The sequence below is a fragment of the Kitasatospora sp. NPDC057518 genome (genome assembly GCF_042802075.1).
Classification (GTDB): Bacteria; Actinomycetota; Actinomycetes; order Streptomycetales; family Streptomycetaceae; genus Kitasatospora.
The window spans coordinates 1-14,905 of record NZ_JBHVEU010000006.1 but is presented as its reverse complement, the minus strand read 5'-3'; the positions used below and the strand labels follow the sequence as shown (position 1 = coordinate 14,905).

At 72.7% G+C, this 14,905-nt stretch carries 17 protein-coding genes and 1 pseudogene; 7 read left to right on the top strand and 11 right to left on the bottom strand.

Annotated features, from left to right (window positions below):
- Nucleotides 1–61: 61 nt before the first annotated feature.
- Both ACFU7Z_RS01325 and ACFU7Z_RS01320 read right to left on the bottom strand, forming a co-directional pair.
- Entirely contained in the window at nucleotides 62–496 is a 435-nt protein-coding gene (locus ACFU7Z_RS01325) for a hypothetical protein (RefSeq protein ID WP_380775176.1), read from the bottom strand.
- 212 nt (nucleotides 497–708) lie between these two features.
- Nucleotides 709–957 (bottom strand): hypothetical protein, encoded by a 249-nt coding sequence (locus tag ACFU7Z_RS01320; protein ID WP_380775174.1) that lies wholly within the window; start codon nucleotides 955–957, stop codon nucleotides 709–711.
- Nucleotides 958–1,015: 58 nt separating this feature from the next.
- Here ACFU7Z_RS01320 and ACFU7Z_RS01315 point away from each other — a divergent pair, with 58 nt between their 5' ends.
- Nucleotides 1,016–1,804, top strand: a complete 789-nt coding sequence (locus ACFU7Z_RS01315; RefSeq protein WP_380775173.1) for a TIGR04222 domain-containing membrane protein — start codon at nucleotides 1,016–1,018, stop codon at nucleotides 1,802–1,804.
- Nucleotides 1,805–2,050: 246 nt separating this feature from the next.
- On the opposite strand, the gene ACFU7Z_RS01310 is transcribed toward ACFU7Z_RS01315, so the two are convergent.
- From ACFU7Z_RS01310 to ACFU7Z_RS01295, 4 genes are all read right to left on the bottom strand, one after another.
- Nucleotides 2,051–2,623, bottom strand: a complete 573-nt coding sequence (locus ACFU7Z_RS01310) for a hypothetical protein (RefSeq protein ID WP_380775170.1) — start codon at nucleotides 2,621–2,623, stop codon at nucleotides 2,051–2,053.
- Nucleotides 2,624–2,675: 52 nt separating this feature from the next.
- Nucleotides 2,676–4,082 (bottom strand): hypothetical protein, encoded by a 1,407-nt coding sequence (locus tag ACFU7Z_RS01305; protein ID WP_380775168.1) that lies wholly within the window; start codon nucleotides 4,080–4,082, stop codon nucleotides 2,676–2,678.
- Nucleotides 4,083–4,099: 17 nt separating this feature from the next.
- On the bottom strand, nucleotides 4,100–4,426 hold the full coding sequence (locus tag ACFU7Z_RS01300; protein ID WP_143204587.1) for a hypothetical protein: 327 nt from the start codon (nucleotides 4,424–4,426) through the stop codon (nucleotides 4,100–4,102).
- 564 nt (nucleotides 4,427–4,990) lie between these two features.
- Complete coding sequence (locus ACFU7Z_RS01295; RefSeq protein ID WP_380743358.1) at nucleotides 4,991–5,200, bottom strand: hypothetical protein; 210 nt, start codon at nucleotides 5,198–5,200, stop codon at nucleotides 4,991–4,993.
- Between the two features lie 455 nt (nucleotides 5,201–5,655).
- Between ACFU7Z_RS01295 and ACFU7Z_RS01290 the strand changes: the two genes are divergently transcribed.
- The 3 genes from ACFU7Z_RS01290 to ACFU7Z_RS01280 all read left to right on the top strand — a co-directional run bounded on the left by ACFU7Z_RS01290 (nucleotide 5,656) and on the right by ACFU7Z_RS01280 (nucleotide 8,309).
- Nucleotides 5,656–6,084 (top strand): peptidase inhibitor family I36 protein, encoded by a 429-nt coding sequence (locus ACFU7Z_RS01290; RefSeq protein WP_380743360.1) that lies wholly within the window; start codon nucleotides 5,656–5,658, stop codon nucleotides 6,082–6,084.
- Between the two features lie 716 nt (nucleotides 6,085–6,800).
- Entirely contained in the window at nucleotides 6,801–7,448 is a 648-nt protein-coding gene (locus ACFU7Z_RS01285) for a transglycosylase family protein (protein WP_380775166.1), read from the top strand.
- 324 nt (nucleotides 7,449–7,772) lie between these two features.
- On the top strand, nucleotides 7,773–8,309 hold the full coding sequence (locus ACFU7Z_RS01280; RefSeq protein ID WP_380775164.1) for a DUF4240 domain-containing protein: 537 nt from the start codon (nucleotides 7,773–7,775) through the stop codon (nucleotides 8,307–8,309).
- A gap of 57 nt (nucleotides 8,310–8,366) precedes the next feature.
- On the opposite strand, the gene ACFU7Z_RS01275 is transcribed toward ACFU7Z_RS01280, so the two are convergent.
- From ACFU7Z_RS01275 to ACFU7Z_RS01265, 3 genes are all read right to left on the bottom strand, one after another.
- Complete coding sequence (locus tag ACFU7Z_RS01275; RefSeq protein WP_380775162.1) at nucleotides 8,367–9,395, bottom strand: hypothetical protein; 1,029 nt, start codon at nucleotides 9,393–9,395, stop codon at nucleotides 8,367–8,369.
- Between the two features lie 229 nt (nucleotides 9,396–9,624).
- Nucleotides 9,625–10,200: an RICIN domain-containing protein gene (locus ACFU7Z_RS01270; RefSeq protein WP_380775160.1), complete on the bottom strand. Its 576-nt coding sequence runs from the start codon at nucleotides 10,198–10,200 to the stop codon at nucleotides 9,625–9,627.
- A gap of 33 nt (nucleotides 10,201–10,233) precedes the next feature.
- A complete protein-coding gene (locus tag ACFU7Z_RS01265) occupies nucleotides 10,234–10,875 on the bottom strand; it encodes a hypothetical protein (protein WP_143204585.1) in 642 nt (213 codons plus the stop codon).
- 355 nt (nucleotides 10,876–11,230) lie between these two features.
- Between ACFU7Z_RS01265 and ACFU7Z_RS01260 the strand changes: the two genes are divergently transcribed.
- Complete coding sequence (locus ACFU7Z_RS01260) at nucleotides 11,231–12,136, top strand: S41 family peptidase (protein ID WP_380775158.1); 906 nt, start codon at nucleotides 11,231–11,233, stop codon at nucleotides 12,134–12,136.
- 43 nt (nucleotides 12,137–12,179) lie between these two features.
- Here ACFU7Z_RS01260 and ACFU7Z_RS01255 read toward each other — a convergent pair whose 3' ends face one another.
- A complete protein-coding gene (locus ACFU7Z_RS01255) occupies nucleotides 12,180–13,442 on the bottom strand; it encodes a beta-ketoacyl-[acyl-carrier-protein] synthase family protein (RefSeq protein ID WP_380775156.1) in 1,263 nt (420 codons plus the stop codon).
- 68 nt (nucleotides 13,443–13,510) lie between these two features.
- Between ACFU7Z_RS01255 and ACFU7Z_RS01250 the strand changes: the two genes are divergently transcribed.
- Nucleotides 13,511–14,176: a TetR/AcrR family transcriptional regulator C-terminal domain-containing protein gene (locus ACFU7Z_RS01250; RefSeq protein ID WP_380775154.1), complete on the top strand. Its 666-nt coding sequence runs from the start codon at nucleotides 13,511–13,513 to the stop codon at nucleotides 14,174–14,176.
- Between the two features lie 37 nt (nucleotides 14,177–14,213).
- Nucleotides 14,214–14,624 (top strand): SMI1/KNR4 family protein, encoded by a 411-nt coding sequence (locus tag ACFU7Z_RS01245; RefSeq protein ID WP_380775152.1) that lies wholly within the window; start codon nucleotides 14,214–14,216, stop codon nucleotides 14,622–14,624.
- A gap of 30 nt (nucleotides 14,625–14,654) precedes the next feature.
- Here ACFU7Z_RS01245 and ACFU7Z_RS01240 read toward each other — a convergent pair.
- Nucleotides 14,655–14,905 (bottom strand): annotated as a pseudogene (locus ACFU7Z_RS01240) (hypothetical protein); the annotation flags it as partial.

Genomic DNA, 14,905 nt, shown 5'->3' with positions numbered 1-14,905 from the left:
AGCCCTCCCGTCCGGGCCGCGGGCAGGCCGCGGCACCCGGATCGGCGGGCGCGGTGGAACGTCAGCTGGACCGGGTGGAAGGGGGACCGCGGGTGTGGCGGGGGTCGTAGCGATCGGACGGCGGCGCCCGCTCCTGGCGCGGCCCCGGGGCGTACATCCCGGGCCGGGGCCGGGGGGCGTCCGTCCGGCCGGACGGGAGCGCGGCTGGCGGGAGCGCGGGCAGCCGGACACCGGCCTCGGCGGCGGCCGTCTGCCGCTGGGCGACGTCGTGGCGGGGGCGGTCCGCAGCGCGCCGGACCTCCGCGCCCGCCGGGCCGAGCCGTACGACGGCGGGGGCCGCCGGGGCGGCGACGGCGGGCGGCGTGCCGGGGGCCGGCTGCGCCGCGCCCGTCGCCGTGCCTGTCGTCGTGCCGAGGAGGACCTGGCAGACGGCCCAGGCCGTGAGGAACGCCCAGGACAGCGCGGCCGCCGCGGTCCGACGTACCCGTCGCTCCACTCCGGCCCCCTCCCCGCTCGTGCCGCCACCAGGCCCCGCCCGCAAGAAGCTCTCACTGTAGGCGACGACACCGTCGTGCGGGGAGGCCAGGGCGGCGGAGCGGACCGGCCGAGGCGGGGTCACGGCCCGGCGGGGACCTCCGCGGTGGCGTGAGGGCGCCCTCCCGAAGGACGGCGCCCTCGATCCGGCGCCCTTGACTCGGCGTCAGCGGATCAGTGCCGCCGGCCGAGGAAGTAGCCGATCTCCAGCGTGCACCCGCCGTACGATCGCTCGCTCCGCCTGCGCGGGGAGGCCCGAACCGAGGACGTCGACCTCTGGGACTTCCACGCGTCCGCCTCGCCCATGGACAGACGAAGGCCGTCGGCACGCTCGACGGGATCGCCGTCCGCGCTCTCATCGCGCTCCGGCGGCATGGCGGTCGGGCTGGTCGGCCGCTTGGCGTCGCCTTCCCGCTCTGTCATCCTGCGGGAACGGTGGCCGGGGGTGGGCCGTCGGGTGGTCCGTGCTTCAGGGGGCTTGATGGGATCGGTCGGTGTGGTGTGCGCGGTGGCCGCGCTCCTCGGGGCGGGGCTGCTGCGATGGCACCCGGCTCGGGGGAGGGCTGACGGCCTGACAGCCGCGGCGATCGCGGGGGTACGTGGGGGGTCGAAGGCCGCACTGGTCGTGGTCGTCGTCGAGCTGCACCTCGCGGGGGTGCTCGACACCGACCGACGCGGCCGCCTGCGGCGGGTGGTGCACGCCCACTCCGCGCAGGACACAACCCCACTGCACCGGGCAGCGCGGACGGCGTTCGGCCGGGACCTGTCCTGGGCCGACGCCGTGACCACCCCACCTGTGCGGCGGGCCCGCGAGGAGACCCGCACCGACCTGGTCCGCCGCGGCCTGCGCTGCGGTCCGGCCCGGCTGGCCACATCCAGCGTGCTGGCTGCGGCCACGTGCGCCACGGGCGCGTTCGCCACCGCCCGGGGCGCCTGGTGGACAGGACTGCCCATGACCGTACTCCCGCTCATACTGCTCTGCGCTCCGGCCCGCACCCTCGCCGGACACAGGCTGCTTCGCGAGCTGCGCCGCCGGCACCCCCTGAACGGGGCGGCGACATCAGGTGGCACACCATCGGAGCCTGACGGGGCAGGACTGCTGACCGCGCTGTACGGACGCCGGGCGCTGCGCCTGCTGCTGCCGGACTTCGCCGCCCGGGCCGCGCTCCTCGGCGGGCGCGGGGCCCGGGAGACCGTCGCCCGCACCGGCAGCGACTACGGCCCGTACGAGGGGTCCGGCGACGCCGCGATCTACGGCGGCGACCTCTGATCTCGGGTGACCCCGAATGCCGCTGCCGGTACAGGCGCCCGTCGGCGGACTGCGGCTCAGCACCGCTGCCGGGCCCTCCCGCCGCGGTGCGCGCCAGCGCGGACCTGTGGCCCGCCGGTCCGCACACCGCACCGACCACGACGCCCCATCGGCCCCGCCAGTGCGGAGGCTTGCCTGCGGCCTTCTCCGCACCGCATGTGGCTCATGCGGCCCGATCCTGTCAACAGCCGCTGGTGGCAGGTGTGTTCAGCAAGGGACGGCCTGGGCGCCGATGAGGCCCTGGCCGGTAGCGGCGGCTCTTCGCCAGACCGGTACGAGGTCGTCGAGCAGGGCGGCGGCGTCCTCTTCCGAGACTTCGTCCAGGATGTCGTACAGGCGCTGCTCCACGGTGCTGCGCTGGTCGGGTGTCAGGTCGAGTGCGGCCTGGACGGCGGGGAGCGTGGCGCGGACCTCCTGCGGGGTGAGGACGAAGTGGCCGAACCAGCCGGGCAGGGCGAGGAACCGCTCGGCTCGGAGCGCGTGGGCGAGGCCGACGGCGGGGTAGCCCTTGCGGCAGGAGGACTCCAGGAACGGGTCGGCCGCCTCGTGGGTGCCCCAGATCCCGAAGAGCACGTCGAGGTGGTCGTCGAGGAGGTAGGGGGCGGCCAGGTCGTGAAGCTCCGTCACGTCCGGTCGTCCCGGGCTTTCGTGGCGCCACCGCTCCAGCCCCTCGCGGCCTGCCGCCGCCTGGGCGTCGATCAGGGGCGTGAACACCGGGGCCACGTCGGCGACCACGTCGACGGGCACCGGCATCACGACCCAGTACCCCCTGAAGCTCATACCGCGAGGATAGGCGGACCGTGTGACACCCGGGCCGTTGTTCCCGGGGCCGTTACCGGCGCCCGACGATGGCGTTGGCGGCGGTGTGGCGGGAGGACGGGTCGTCGGGGCCGCCCGGTGTCCTGGCGACGATGGAGTCGGTGGTGAAGCTCCACCCGGGCCTGCCCGTGTCGGCGAGGGGAGTGCTGGCGACGGCGAGCCCGGAGCCGTCGGCGGGGGCGGCGACCTCGCTCAGGGTGGCGTTGCCGTCGCGGTGGGAGGCCCGCAGTCCGTTGTACGTGCCGTGGATGGTCTGGCCGCCGTCGCGCAGCGGGCTGAGTGAGGCGGTGGGGGTCTGGTACGGGTCGCCGGCCGGGCCGAGGTTCGTGAAGACGATGCTCGCGGTCGGTTTCGTCGGGTCCGCTTTCCCGGCTGCGACGGCCAGGTTGCGTGCGGCGGCGGCGTCCGCGGGAAGGGTCCCCACCGCGGGGTCGGGCGGGACGTAGGCGGCGATGTGGGTGGCGGTGTCGGGGTTGCCGTAGGCGAGGACGGCGCCCGGGACGTGGGACACCGAGCGGGGGTCGTCCACGCTGAGCAGGAGCTGGGGCGGAACGCCGGGGGTGTCGATCTGCTTCTGGAGGGCGTCGAGGCCGTCCAGGTTCGCCTGGGTGATGTTCTGCGAAGGGGGGCCGGTGAGTTCTCGCGCCATCTCCTCGCGGAGCTGGGGCAGCCAGGCCCGGTTGGCCTGGTCACGGACCTCGGCGGGCACGCCGTCCAGGGACCCGATCCAGCCGGGGCGGTCCTGGATGAGCTGCTGCCGGGTGGCCTCGGGCAGGGAGTCCCACCACGCCCGGTTGGATTCGGGGTTGCCGCCGCCGCTCCCTACGCCGCCGCCCGGCATCCGGTCGAGTTCGGCGACGGCCTTGGTGATCTCGGCGACCTTCTCCGGGTAGTAGTCCCCGTCTTGCTTGGCGATGTAGTCGAAGGCGGCCAGGGCACGGGCGAGGCGGTCGTCGTCGCCCCGGGCGGAGGTGCACAGGGCGTCGATGTCCGTCACGAGGCGGTCCCGGGCGGCCTCCACCTCCTTGCGCCACTCGGGGTCGTTGCGGGCGTGCTGGTCGGGCGGCAGGACGCGCACCACCGGTGTGGCGTTCACGTCGGCGGCGACGATCTCCAGGCAGTTGCCGGTCGCCCGTGTGATGAGCGTCTGCTGGCGTGCCTGCAGGAGGAGGACGCTGTCGATGCCGTCGGTCAGCATCCGGCGCAGGTCCTCGATGAACTGGTCGACGAGCAGCAGTTGGTTGGTGCGGTTCTGGAGCGCGGTGGTGGTCGCGTCCGAGGCCTGGCCGTGCCAGGACGAGGAGGCGAGGGTGCGCTGCATCGTCTGCCAGGCGGTGACCTGCTGCTTGTACCTGCCCTCGAAGGTCGTCAGGACCTGGACGGCCGTCCTGAGCGTGCCGACATCGGCTTCCTTGATCATTCCCCAGTAGTGCGGCATCAGCCCTGCCCCCCTGTCCCGGTCTGCGCCCCGGCGCCGTCGACCGTCGAGGCGGCGCCGTTGTCCGTGTTCTCGTAACTCCTGGCGATGATGGACAGGTTGCCGGCCGCCTCCGCCAGGGTTCTGGTGGTGATGCGGTCAATGTGCTCACCCAGGTCGTGGAGGGCGGCCTGGGCCGCTCCTTCGAAAGACCAGTTCGGCAGGCCCAGGACCGGCGGCGCGTGGCCGAACGCCTCCGCCCAGTCCTGCTGGATGCCCTTCGCCACCGCGTAGCCGCTCTTCGACGCGTCGCGCAGGTCCTGCGGATTCACTCGGAACCCTGCCATCGTCTCAGCCCCCTCAGACACACCAGTTGCGTGATCGAACCGCCGCCCAGCGTAAACGACGAGCCCGAACAAGCCCAACACACCAGAGTTTTGACGGACAGTCGGAATAGGTGGCATCCATCGTCCCCGGGGTCCGACTGCGGGATCGAGCCCCGGGTGGCACTCGGGCTCCCGACCACTGCCACCCGGCCTCGGCCCTTCGAGGTGGCGTACGACCCGGTCATCGAGCAGATCGTCCCCCGGTTCGATGATGTGCTCCAAGGACTTGGTCGTCGACGCCGTCGAGACGATCCGCCCCGCCGACCACCACCGGCCTGCACACGAGCTGATCCACTGCGCGGTCCTCGACCTGTATGCCCGCGGTGACCCGGCCGACGAGGGCGCCAATGCCCCTGGTGACGAGTCGGTCGTCGGCATGGGCCGTAGTCCCAGTAGCGGTCCGGGTAGTCCCCGCAGGGAAACTGCTGGACCTGCAGGCCTTCCTCCCGGCCCCTGCGATTGTCCGTGACTTCGACCAGCTCACCGCGGACAATCCCGGAGGCGCTAGGGCGGGAACCATCCGGCTCACACTTCCCGGAGCTGGCCGATCAGGGCCGCCCGCGCCGTCACCAGCTCGGCCTCCAGCCGCCGCAGCACCGCCAGGTGCGCCCGTACCCCGTCCGCCACCACCGGCTCGGTGCCCGGCTCCAGACCGTCGTCGGTCCGGGCCCGCAGACGCTCCTGATCGACCAGTGGCCCGACGGCGTCCTGCTCCGACCGCGCTGCCTGCCGCACCTCGTCGGCGCTCTGCCTGGTGGGACCGTACCTCGGCCAGACAACGCGTCGCTTCCCGCAGCCGGGACTGCCGGAGCTCCGCTGGGCCCCGTCGACGGCCGGCTGCCACGCGGCCGGACCCGGTCCCATGGCCGTGTCCGCGGCCAAGCCGGGTTGTCCGCCGCTCACCTGGGCCTCGGCCAGTTCTTGTAGATGGACAATCCAACAGGCCGCAGTGTGGAGCTACCACCGGCACTTCGGACAACGTGGAAGGTCCCGCGGTACGGCCGGCTCCGCCTACGAACGGGGCCGACCGCACCGCGAACGGCCCGACGCCACGGGGGAGTGACGAGCACCGCCGGCCCGCCGCATCGGCGACACCGTTCGGCAGGAGCCGAGGGCCCCGCTCGGATCGTCCGGAGCACCGCGTGTGAACAACGCTCCCAACCGCAAGACCGACAGGAATGAGGAGACACATGCGCAAGCACTTCGCCCTGGCCGCGGCCAGCGCCGTCCTGATGCTCGCCTCCGCGACCGGTACCGCCACGGCCCAGGCCGCCGTCGGAGAGCGGAGCGGCTCCCCCACCGTGATCTACCCGATCGCCGTCAGCGGCGACTCCCTGGCCACGGTGTGGGACAACTGCCTGCACACCCAGGCGTGCCTGTTCACCGACACCAACGGCGGCGGCCTGATCTGGGAGGTGCCCAGCGCCGGGTCCTTCAAGCTCGCCAACTACGGTTTGGACAACAAGGTGAGCTCCTTCTGGAACCGGAGTGGCGGCACCCTGAGTCTGTTCGACGGCTCCGACTTCACCGGGTACCTGGTCGGCTCCGGCCCGTTCGGCTCGCCGGTGAACGTCCCGTGGGGGGTGAACGACAGGGCGAGCTCCATCACGCTCTACTAGCCCGCTGTCAACGTGCTGGTCACGGCCACGCTTCGAGGGCCGTGACCAGCACTGCCGCTTCCTGCGTTTCCTGCGACTCATGGCGGAGGCGGCCGAGGGACCGAGAGCCATGGCCTATGGGAAGAGTCCTGTCCTGGTGTTCCACATGATCTTCGCGTGGAACACCAGGGCAATGAGCGGACGCCGTACGCTCACGGCCCGGCGTCCCCGGCATCACCTGCCCGGTGGTGCACATCCTCAAGGTCCGACCACGCGTCCGGTACGGGCCGGCTGTACGTCAACGGCCGCCCGCTGAACCGCTGGTGCGCCGAGCAACCGCGCGAGTAGGTGCCGGAGCCGGCCTCGGACGGCGACCGCCTTCAGGCGATGCTCGCGAGTGGCTGGACTCCCCGGCTGGAGACCGCGCCCTGGCCTGGTCGGCGTGCCCCGCATCGACCCCGTTTCGCCCGCCGCACCACTCCATTGCCACCACACCGTCAGTCCGCACCAGCCTTCCCCGCCGTGGATCACGAGTGGCCCACCCGGACGGCGCGAGGAGGCGCTCCGGGCCCGCTCGGGCGATCGCCCGGCCCGGTAGCCCGGTCGCGCGTTCGAGTGGTGTCGAGCCGCCGGTCGAGCGAGATCGGCGCTGCGCTCCTGCTCGTCGAGGGCGTCAGGTGCATGGGTGGGAGGGGCACTTCGGTGCCCGGTCCCTGTTCCCGGAGTACGGAGCGTTCATGTCACCGCTGTCCGTGGCCCGTCGCCTGGTCGTCGTTCTGCTGTCCCTGCTCGCCGTCGCCATCGCCGGCGGTACGGCAACAGCGTCCGCCGCCGCGGCGAGCGCGGGGGTCCGAACGGGAGTGGACTGGGATGCCGTCGCCAGGTGCGAGAGCGGAGGGCGCTGGCAGGCCGACACCGGCAACGGCTACTACGGGGGGCTGCAGTTCGACAGCGGGACCTGGCGCTCGAACGGCGGCCTCGCCTACGCGCCGCGCGCGGACCGGGCGACCCGCGAACAGCAGATCGCCGTGGCCGAACACCTCGCCGAGCGCCGCGGCCTGACCCCGTGGCCCGCCTGCGGAGCCCGTGCCGCACACGGCGGCGACCACCCGGCCGCTCACACCGGCAGCCACCGGCCGGCGCACACTCGGCCCCATGCCTCCGCCACCCCGCCATCCCACGCCGACGCCCCCGCTCCGGTCTGCACGGACGACGAGGAGGACTGCCCGGACACCTGGACCGTGGAACCCGGCGACACCCTCGGCGGCATCGCCGAGGCCTTCGCCACGGACGGCGGCTGGCCCGCCCTCTACGAACTCAACCAGGACACCATCGGCGACGACCCCGACCTGCTCCTGCCCGGCCAGGTCATCGCACTGCGCTGACGCCCGTCGGTGGAGCGGGCCCGTACGAGCGGCGGCTCGACCCGTAGCCCGGGCGCCTCATGGTCCACCTCGCCACCCGCGCCATGCCATCATCACCCCGCCTGTGAAGGAGCGTTCCAACGCGGCACTGGTGTGGAGTCGCCAACGACTCAGGACCGGGCGGAGATTCACGAACCAGCCTCCCGTGACGTCGGGAGCCGGGCGCCCGGCCGGACGGCTTCCAGCCCTTGGAGAGGCGTCCGCTCCTGGTCGGGCGGTCCGCCGCAGCGGGCACGCTCCGTCTCCTGGCCGTGCTGTCAGAGTCCGGTGCGATGCTCAACCACCATGGACACCCAGCAGTTCTGGAACCTGATCGAGGAAGCCCGCTCGCGAGTGCCGGACCCGGACAACGGCCACGCTGTCGCGATCCGGGCCGGCGCGCTACTCGCGCTCCGCCCCGCCGGGGAGATCGTCGCCGCCGAGCAGGTCCTGCGGAACCTGATGGCCGACTCGTACCGGGCTCCGCTGTGGGGCGCCGCCTACCTGATCAACGGCGGTTGCTCCGACGACGGTTTCGACTACTTCCGCGGTTGGCTGATCACACAGGGCCGTACGACCTTCGACAGCGTCATCACCGACCCGGACCGGCTCGCCGCGCTCCCGGCCGTACAGGCGTACGCCGCCGACGGGATCGACATCGAATGTGAAGAAGCCCTGAGCATCGCCTGGCGCGCCTACCGGGAAGCCACCGGTGAGGACCTCCCCGACGAGGCCCTCACCGTTCCGTACCCGCCGCTGGACCCGGCCTGGAACTTCGACTTCGGTGACGGTGACCAGCTGAGCCGACGGCTGCCACGCCTGGCGGCGCTGTATTCGGACTGACGAAGCAGACGCCGCGGCGCCGCTCGAGGTCCGGGCCGACGGGCCGCCGCCCGTGGGCTACTGGATGCTCCAGCGGTGCGGATGTCCGGGATCGTTCGGGCAGGCGAAGGTGTTGAGCTCGCCGAATCGGCCGACGGTGATTCCGGTGGGGGTGGCGGACCGATGGGTGGGTAGGTCTCGGTCTTCCAGTGGCTTCCAGCTGCCGCTGCCGCCGTCCCACTCCGAGCTGTCGATGGTCAGCAGAAGGTGCATCGGTGTCCCGCAGGTCTGGCAGTCCATCGGGTAGGGGTCCGTCGCGTGCCAGGAGGCGAAGCCGCCGACGCGCCAGCCGGGCGGGACGGACAGGTCGTACTGGTAGCCGATCGGCTGTACGGAGCGCCCGTCCGTGGACCTGGCGGCCTCCTCCTGCGCTTCGTCCCAAGCGTCGAGCCGGGCGCACAGGTCCTCGGGCAGCAGGCCGGCGAACGGGTACGTGGCCACCTGCTCCGGGTGCAGGACGCAGGGCTCGGGAACGAACCTGTCCGATTCGACGACCAGCGGCTGCGGCTGAGTCGTCAGCACTTCGCCGACCTCCGACGACCGCCGCCAGTGGAGGTGCAGCTCGAAGTCGTACCGGTTCGGGCCATGGGCGTTGAAGGGGCACCAGAACACCTGCAACAGGTCGCAGCCGTCCGGCCCCTCCGGCAGGTCGGGGACATCCCGGCGGTACAGCTGCGCCAGGCCGATCATCGGCAGCGGATCCGTCTCCGACACATCGGAGAGCCGGTGCTCGCGGCTCAGCTCTGTCAGGAGCTCTCGTTCCTCCGCCGTGGGGCCCGGATTCTCTTCCCGGACCCATGCGGCAGCCAGGGTCCGCCGGTAGCGGTCGATGTCGGCCAGGCGCCGACCCCGCCCGCGGCCGTGCGCCTCACCGCACACCGGCCACGGCTCGTCCGCCGGCCACAGCATCGGACCGCCCACCGAACTGGCCGACATCTGCGGGCTGCCCGGCCGCGGGTGGAGCCGGGTCGTCGTACCCCGGTGGGCGGCCAGTTCCGGGAAGAGCGCCTCGACATCGAGTGGGCGTGGGGGCGTGGTCCTCGTCATGGAACGCGACCTTAGACACCTGACGGCTTCGGCCGTCGAACACCCCGGCAGGTGAGCGAGCGTGGCTGCCTGGACCTGCGCTGGTTCACCGAGGACGGCCTGCCCGACGACCTGATCCCGTACCCCGTCGCCGGCATCCGCGGCGGCCCCACCAGGGAGCGGCAGCCCGTGGGGGCCTTCCGGCCGGGTTCCGTTGCCGGAAGGCCCCCACGGATGGTCGGGCGGGTGCCTACCAGACCTTGTGGAGCTCGAACAGGTCGGCCTTGAAGGAGCCCTGGGTGACGTGGGATCCGGAGTTGGAGCCGTCCACCGAGAGCCAGCGGTTGCTGTGCTTGGCCATGATCGCCTTCAGGTTGGTGCCCGGCACCGGCTGGATGAAGAAGATCTCGCTCTGCGAGTAGTTGCAGGGCTCGTCGATCAGCCAGTTGCCGTCGTCGGTCATGGCCCGGTCGATGCCGAGGCACCAGTGGCGCGCATGGTCCATCAGCTTGTAGTACTTGCCGTCGGTCCGGGTCGGATTGTTCTCGCCGCACAGTGTCCACTGCCGGTCGGCGGCGTCCTGCCACGGCTCCTGGATGATCGAGCCGTTGTCCCACGACGCCTGGGACCAGCCGAGCACCATCCGGTCGCTCGCATAGGTGTACGGGGTGAAGATGCGGTACCCGCCGCTCTCGCAGGTGAAGCCGTCCAGCGGATTCGCCGCGTGCGCGGCCGGCGCCGCGACGGTCAGCAGCGAGCCGACGAAGGCGACGCTGCCGAGCACGGCTCCGAGTCGGTGGGTGGAGCGCTTGCCGGACTTCGCCATGGTCTTCCCTCCTGGGTGGGACGCGGTCACGGGTCAGTGCTTGCAGAGTTCGAGGCGGGCCGCCTCGCGGACGGTCCCGGCCGGCTCGGGGTACGAGCAGAGCACCACGCCCTCGCTCGCCGCCCCGTACGTCGTGTAGTAGCCGGTGCCGTTCGGGTTGGCTTTGATCCAGTACCCGGTGCCCTGGCCCGAGCGGGCGCACAGGTAGCGGGTCCACTCGCCGTCGACGCGCAGGAACCCGCGGAAGATCCCGTAGTTGCCCGGGGCGTTGATGTTCACCGTCCGGGAGGTGTCCGTGGTCCGGGTGTTGGCCCGGCTGGTCTCGACCTGGAACCCGGTCTTGAAGCTGACCTGCGCCAGGGCGGAGCTGTAGCTGAGGTTGAAATCGGCACTGTTGTTGATCTTGGTGGTGATCATCGTCACCTGGGAGAGCCGTTGCTGCTGCTGCCCCGTCGTCCCGGGGACGACGTTGAAGGACGTGAACTCGGTGACCACCGGGGTGACGGTGGCCGTCACGATGTCGTCCCAGACCGGCTCGATCTCGGGGTTGCAGGTGGCGCGTGGCGGTGCGTCGGCCTGCGCGGGGGCGGCGGTGAGGCCCAACCCGGCGACGGCGAAGAGGGCGGCCAACCCCGAGGTGAAGACGGTCCGTCGACGCCTGGGTGATGCTGTCATGAGGAGATCCCTCCGGTAGGGGGAATGGTTCCGGTCCGACCTCCCGGAAGCCTCGCGCGCGGCCTGACGCCCTGTCCATCCGAGATATCTAGGGGGGCCCTGCGCACACGATGGTTTTCGGCCGGGCGGGACCCGGCGGGCCTGCGGGACGGCATCGGGTATCGGCAGCGGCGGTCGAGGCGGGGCACCCGGCCGTCGCCGCTCGCCGGTTCGTGGGGTAGGAATGGGAGCTGTACGAACCGGGGGAGGGGTGCGGATGAGAGCGGCGCGAATCGCCGTGGTGGTGGCGGGCGCGGTGGCGCTGGTCGCGGGGTGCGCTTCGGGAGGTTCCGGGGGATCCGGGGAGTCCGGGGGGATGTCGGCGCAGGCGCACGGCTACCTGTCGGAGGCGCTGGACCTGTTGCAGCGGGAGTCGTTGAACACCGCGACGGTGGACTGGCCGAAGCTGCGGGGCGAGGCGTTCGCGCGGGCGGCCGGGGCGCGGACGGCGGCCGACACCCATCGGGCGGTCGGCGGCGCGGTGGCGGCGCTCGGGGACGGCCACAGCCGGTTCTACCCGCCCGGCGAGGCGGCGGCCGTGGACGCCGACCCCGCGACGGTCGACGCCCCGACGGTCGAACAACTTCCCGGCGGCATCGCCAGGTTGAACCTTCCGGCGGTGAACGGCTCGGAGCGCACCTACGCCGAGTACGTCGCCCGCGGCCGCGCCGCCGTCGCCGGGGCGAGCGCCTGCGGCTGGGTGGTGGACCTCCGCCGGGAGAGCGGCGGCGGGATGTGGGCGCCGCTGGCCGTGGCGGCTCCGCTGCTCGGGGACGGTCCGGTGGGGGCCTTCGTCACGGCGGACGGCACCCGCAGCGTCTGGTCGGTGCGCGGGGGCGTGCCGTTCCTGGACGGGGCCCCGCAGGCGGAGCCCCCCGGGGCCGGCGCGGACGCGTGGCCGAGCGCGCCCGTCGCCGTTCTCACCGGCCCGGGGACGGGCAGCGCGGGCGAGGCCGTCGCCATCGCGTTCATCGGCCGCCCGGACACCCGTAGCTTCGGCGCGCGCACCTACGGGGTGCCCACCGGCAACGCCGTACACCGGTTGTCGGACGGTGCGGTCGTCCTGCTCACGGGCGCCGCCGAGGCGGACCGCACGGGCCGGATCCACGCGGGGCCGATCGAGCCGGACGAGCCCGTGGACACCCGTAAGGAGGGGGATCCGTCGCTCGCCGCCGCGACCGGCTGGCTCGGGCGGCAGGCGTCCTGCCGGAGCACCCCGTAGTACCCCGTTGTCCCGCGGTGGCCGGAGCGATCGTCCGTGTCCGTCATGGCGCGGCCGGGGCCGTACGGGACGCGCGGTGCCGTGCGCCGGTGACGACGAGGGAGACGTTCTGCCCGCCGAAGCCGAAGGAGTTGCTGAGCACGGCCTCCTGGGGGACGTCCCGTCGCTCCGCGACGACGTCGAGGCCGATGTCGGGGCCGATGCCCGCCGCGGTGAGGTTGCGGGTCGGCGGGATGACGCCGTGCTCCACGCTGAGGACGGCGATGAGCGCCTCGATCGCGCCGGCGGCGCCGAAGAGGTGGCCGAGCGCGGCCTTGGGGGCCGTGACGGTGGCGCGGCCGAAGACCTCCCTGATCGCGTGCGCCTCGGCGGCGTCGCCGACCGGCGTTCCGGTGGCGTGGGCGTTGATGTGACCGATCTGCCCGGGAGTCAGACCGGCCTGGGCGAGGGCCTTGCGCATGGCGGAGACCTGACCGGCGCCGTCGGGGGCGGGCGCTGTGATGTGGTGGGCGTCGGCGGCGATGCCGGCGCCCGCGAGCACCGCGTGGACGTGCGCGCCCCGGGCGGCGGCGTGCTCGGCGCTTTCGAGCACCAGGACGGCGGCGCCTTCGCTGAGGACGAATCCGCTGCGGTCCGCCGCGAACGGCCGGGACGCCGAGGCGGGATCGGCGGTGTGCCCCGACAGTGCCTGGGCCCGGGCGAACCCGGCGACGGTGATCGGGGTGGTCGCGGCCTCGGTCCCGCCCGCGATGACCACGTCCGCCTCGCCGGCCCGGATGAGACGGGCCGCCAGCGCGATCGCCTCGGCCCCGGAGGAGCACGCCGAGACGGGCGTGTAGACCCCGGCCCGCGCGCCGTACTCGATGCTGATCAGTGCCGCCGCCGCATTGGGCATGAGCATCGGCACCGTACGGGGAGAGACGCGCCGGGCTCCGGCCGTCTCCAGGACGTCGTCCTCCCTCAGCAGCGTGCCCACGCCGCCGATGCCCGTGCCGATCGCGGAGGCGAGCCGGTCCGGGTCCACCTCCGGGGCTCCGGCGTCGGCCCAGGCCTGGGCCGCCGCGGCGAGGGCCGCCTGCTGCGAGCGGTCGAGCCGCCTCGCCTGTACCGGCGGCAGCAACGTGGCGGGGTCCACCGCCATCGTCCCCGCGACGGTGTCGGGGAGGCCGAGTCCCTCGTGGGCGCGCAGGACGTCCCCGCGGAGGCCCGACGCGCCGGCGAGCAGGGCCTCCCAGGTGGACGCCACGTCGGCCCCGAGCGGGGTGATCGCGCCGAGTCCGGTCACGACGACTTCGGTCCGGTTCATGCTCCTCAGCCTTTCTTGTATGCGATACAAGTGAATGCGGGGCAAGTTGTATCACATACAATTCCGGGATGGAGAGCGAGCGAGTGGAGAAGGAGCGCGTGGAGGAGCCGGAGCGCGTGGAGAAGAAGCGAACCGGAGCCCGACCGGCCCCGGGCCGCTCGCGGGACCGCGGTCGCGCGACGAGGACCAGGCTGATCGAGGCGACCGCGGAGCTCTGCAAGGAGCGGCCCGGCGCCGAGCTGAGCGTCGCGGAGATCGCGAACGCGGCAGGCGTCTTCCCCAACCAGGTCACCTACCACTTTGGTTCCAAGGACTCACTGCTCGTGCACGCCGCCTTCCTCGGCCTGCTGCACGACGCCCGACGGATCGAGCGCATCGGCCGCCAGGCCCCCGACGCGGCGACGTTCCGGCGCAACATCGCCCGCGCCGTCCTGGCCATGCCCTCGCTCCCGTCCGTCACGCGGGCACTCGCCGCCGGGATCTCCAAGCCCGAACTCGCCCCCGTGGTCGACCGGCACCTCCAGCTGCTGTTCCGGCAGTCCGAACGCTTCGTCGGCCAGCTCGTCGACAGCCGCGGCTGGGCGGCCCGCCGACCGCTCGCCGTGGAGGCACGGACGTTCTGGAGCACCGCGCTCGGCGCCGTGCTGCTCGTCCGCGCCGGAGCGCACGGCACCGTCGCCGACCTCGACCTCGCCGGATCACTGACGATCCACGACGAACCCGGTCCCGGCTGAGCGGGCGTGTCGTCCGGGACGGCTACGCTTCCGGACCATGTGGAGACAAGCGGCCCGCGAGGCGTTCCCCGACGCCGGTTTCGCGGAGCCCGCCGACGCGTCGGTCCTGGCGGGGGCCGAGCGCAAGCTGGGGGAGGAACTACCGTCCGAGCTCAGGCAGTTGCTGCTGGAGAGCAACGGAATCGTCGGGCGGACCAGCGTGGACACCGTCTGGGCCGTCGAGCAGAACCTCCACTTCCGTACGGACGGTTCCTTCGCCCGGCTGTACATGCCGTTCGACGCACTCCTGTTCTTCGGGAACAACGGTGGCGGCGACCAGTTCGCCTTCGTGCGGACGCCGCGGAGGCCGGACGTCTTCGTCTGGGAGTACGAGACCGACAGCCGCCGCTGGGTGGCCGGCGGTCTCCGGGACTACCTCGGACGCTCACTCGCCTTCCCTGTCAAGTGAGCGTGTTGGGAAGCGAAGCCATCTGCTGACTCAAGGTCGCTGGACCGAGTAGTGCTTTGTTAGGTCGGGGCTGGTCTTGGTCTGGGCAGTGGTCGTTGGCAGGTTGGAAACCCAGTGGTGGGACGGCTTCGGCAGGTGGGCGGGCCACTGGGCCGGCAGCCGGCACGCGGGAACGGTGCCGTCCTCCTCGATCCGGGGCCGGCGTCCGGCCAGCCGGACCCGTAGAACGATGAAGTCGCTGGTCAGGTGGTCGCGGGAGCCGTGTCGCCAGGTGATCGCTG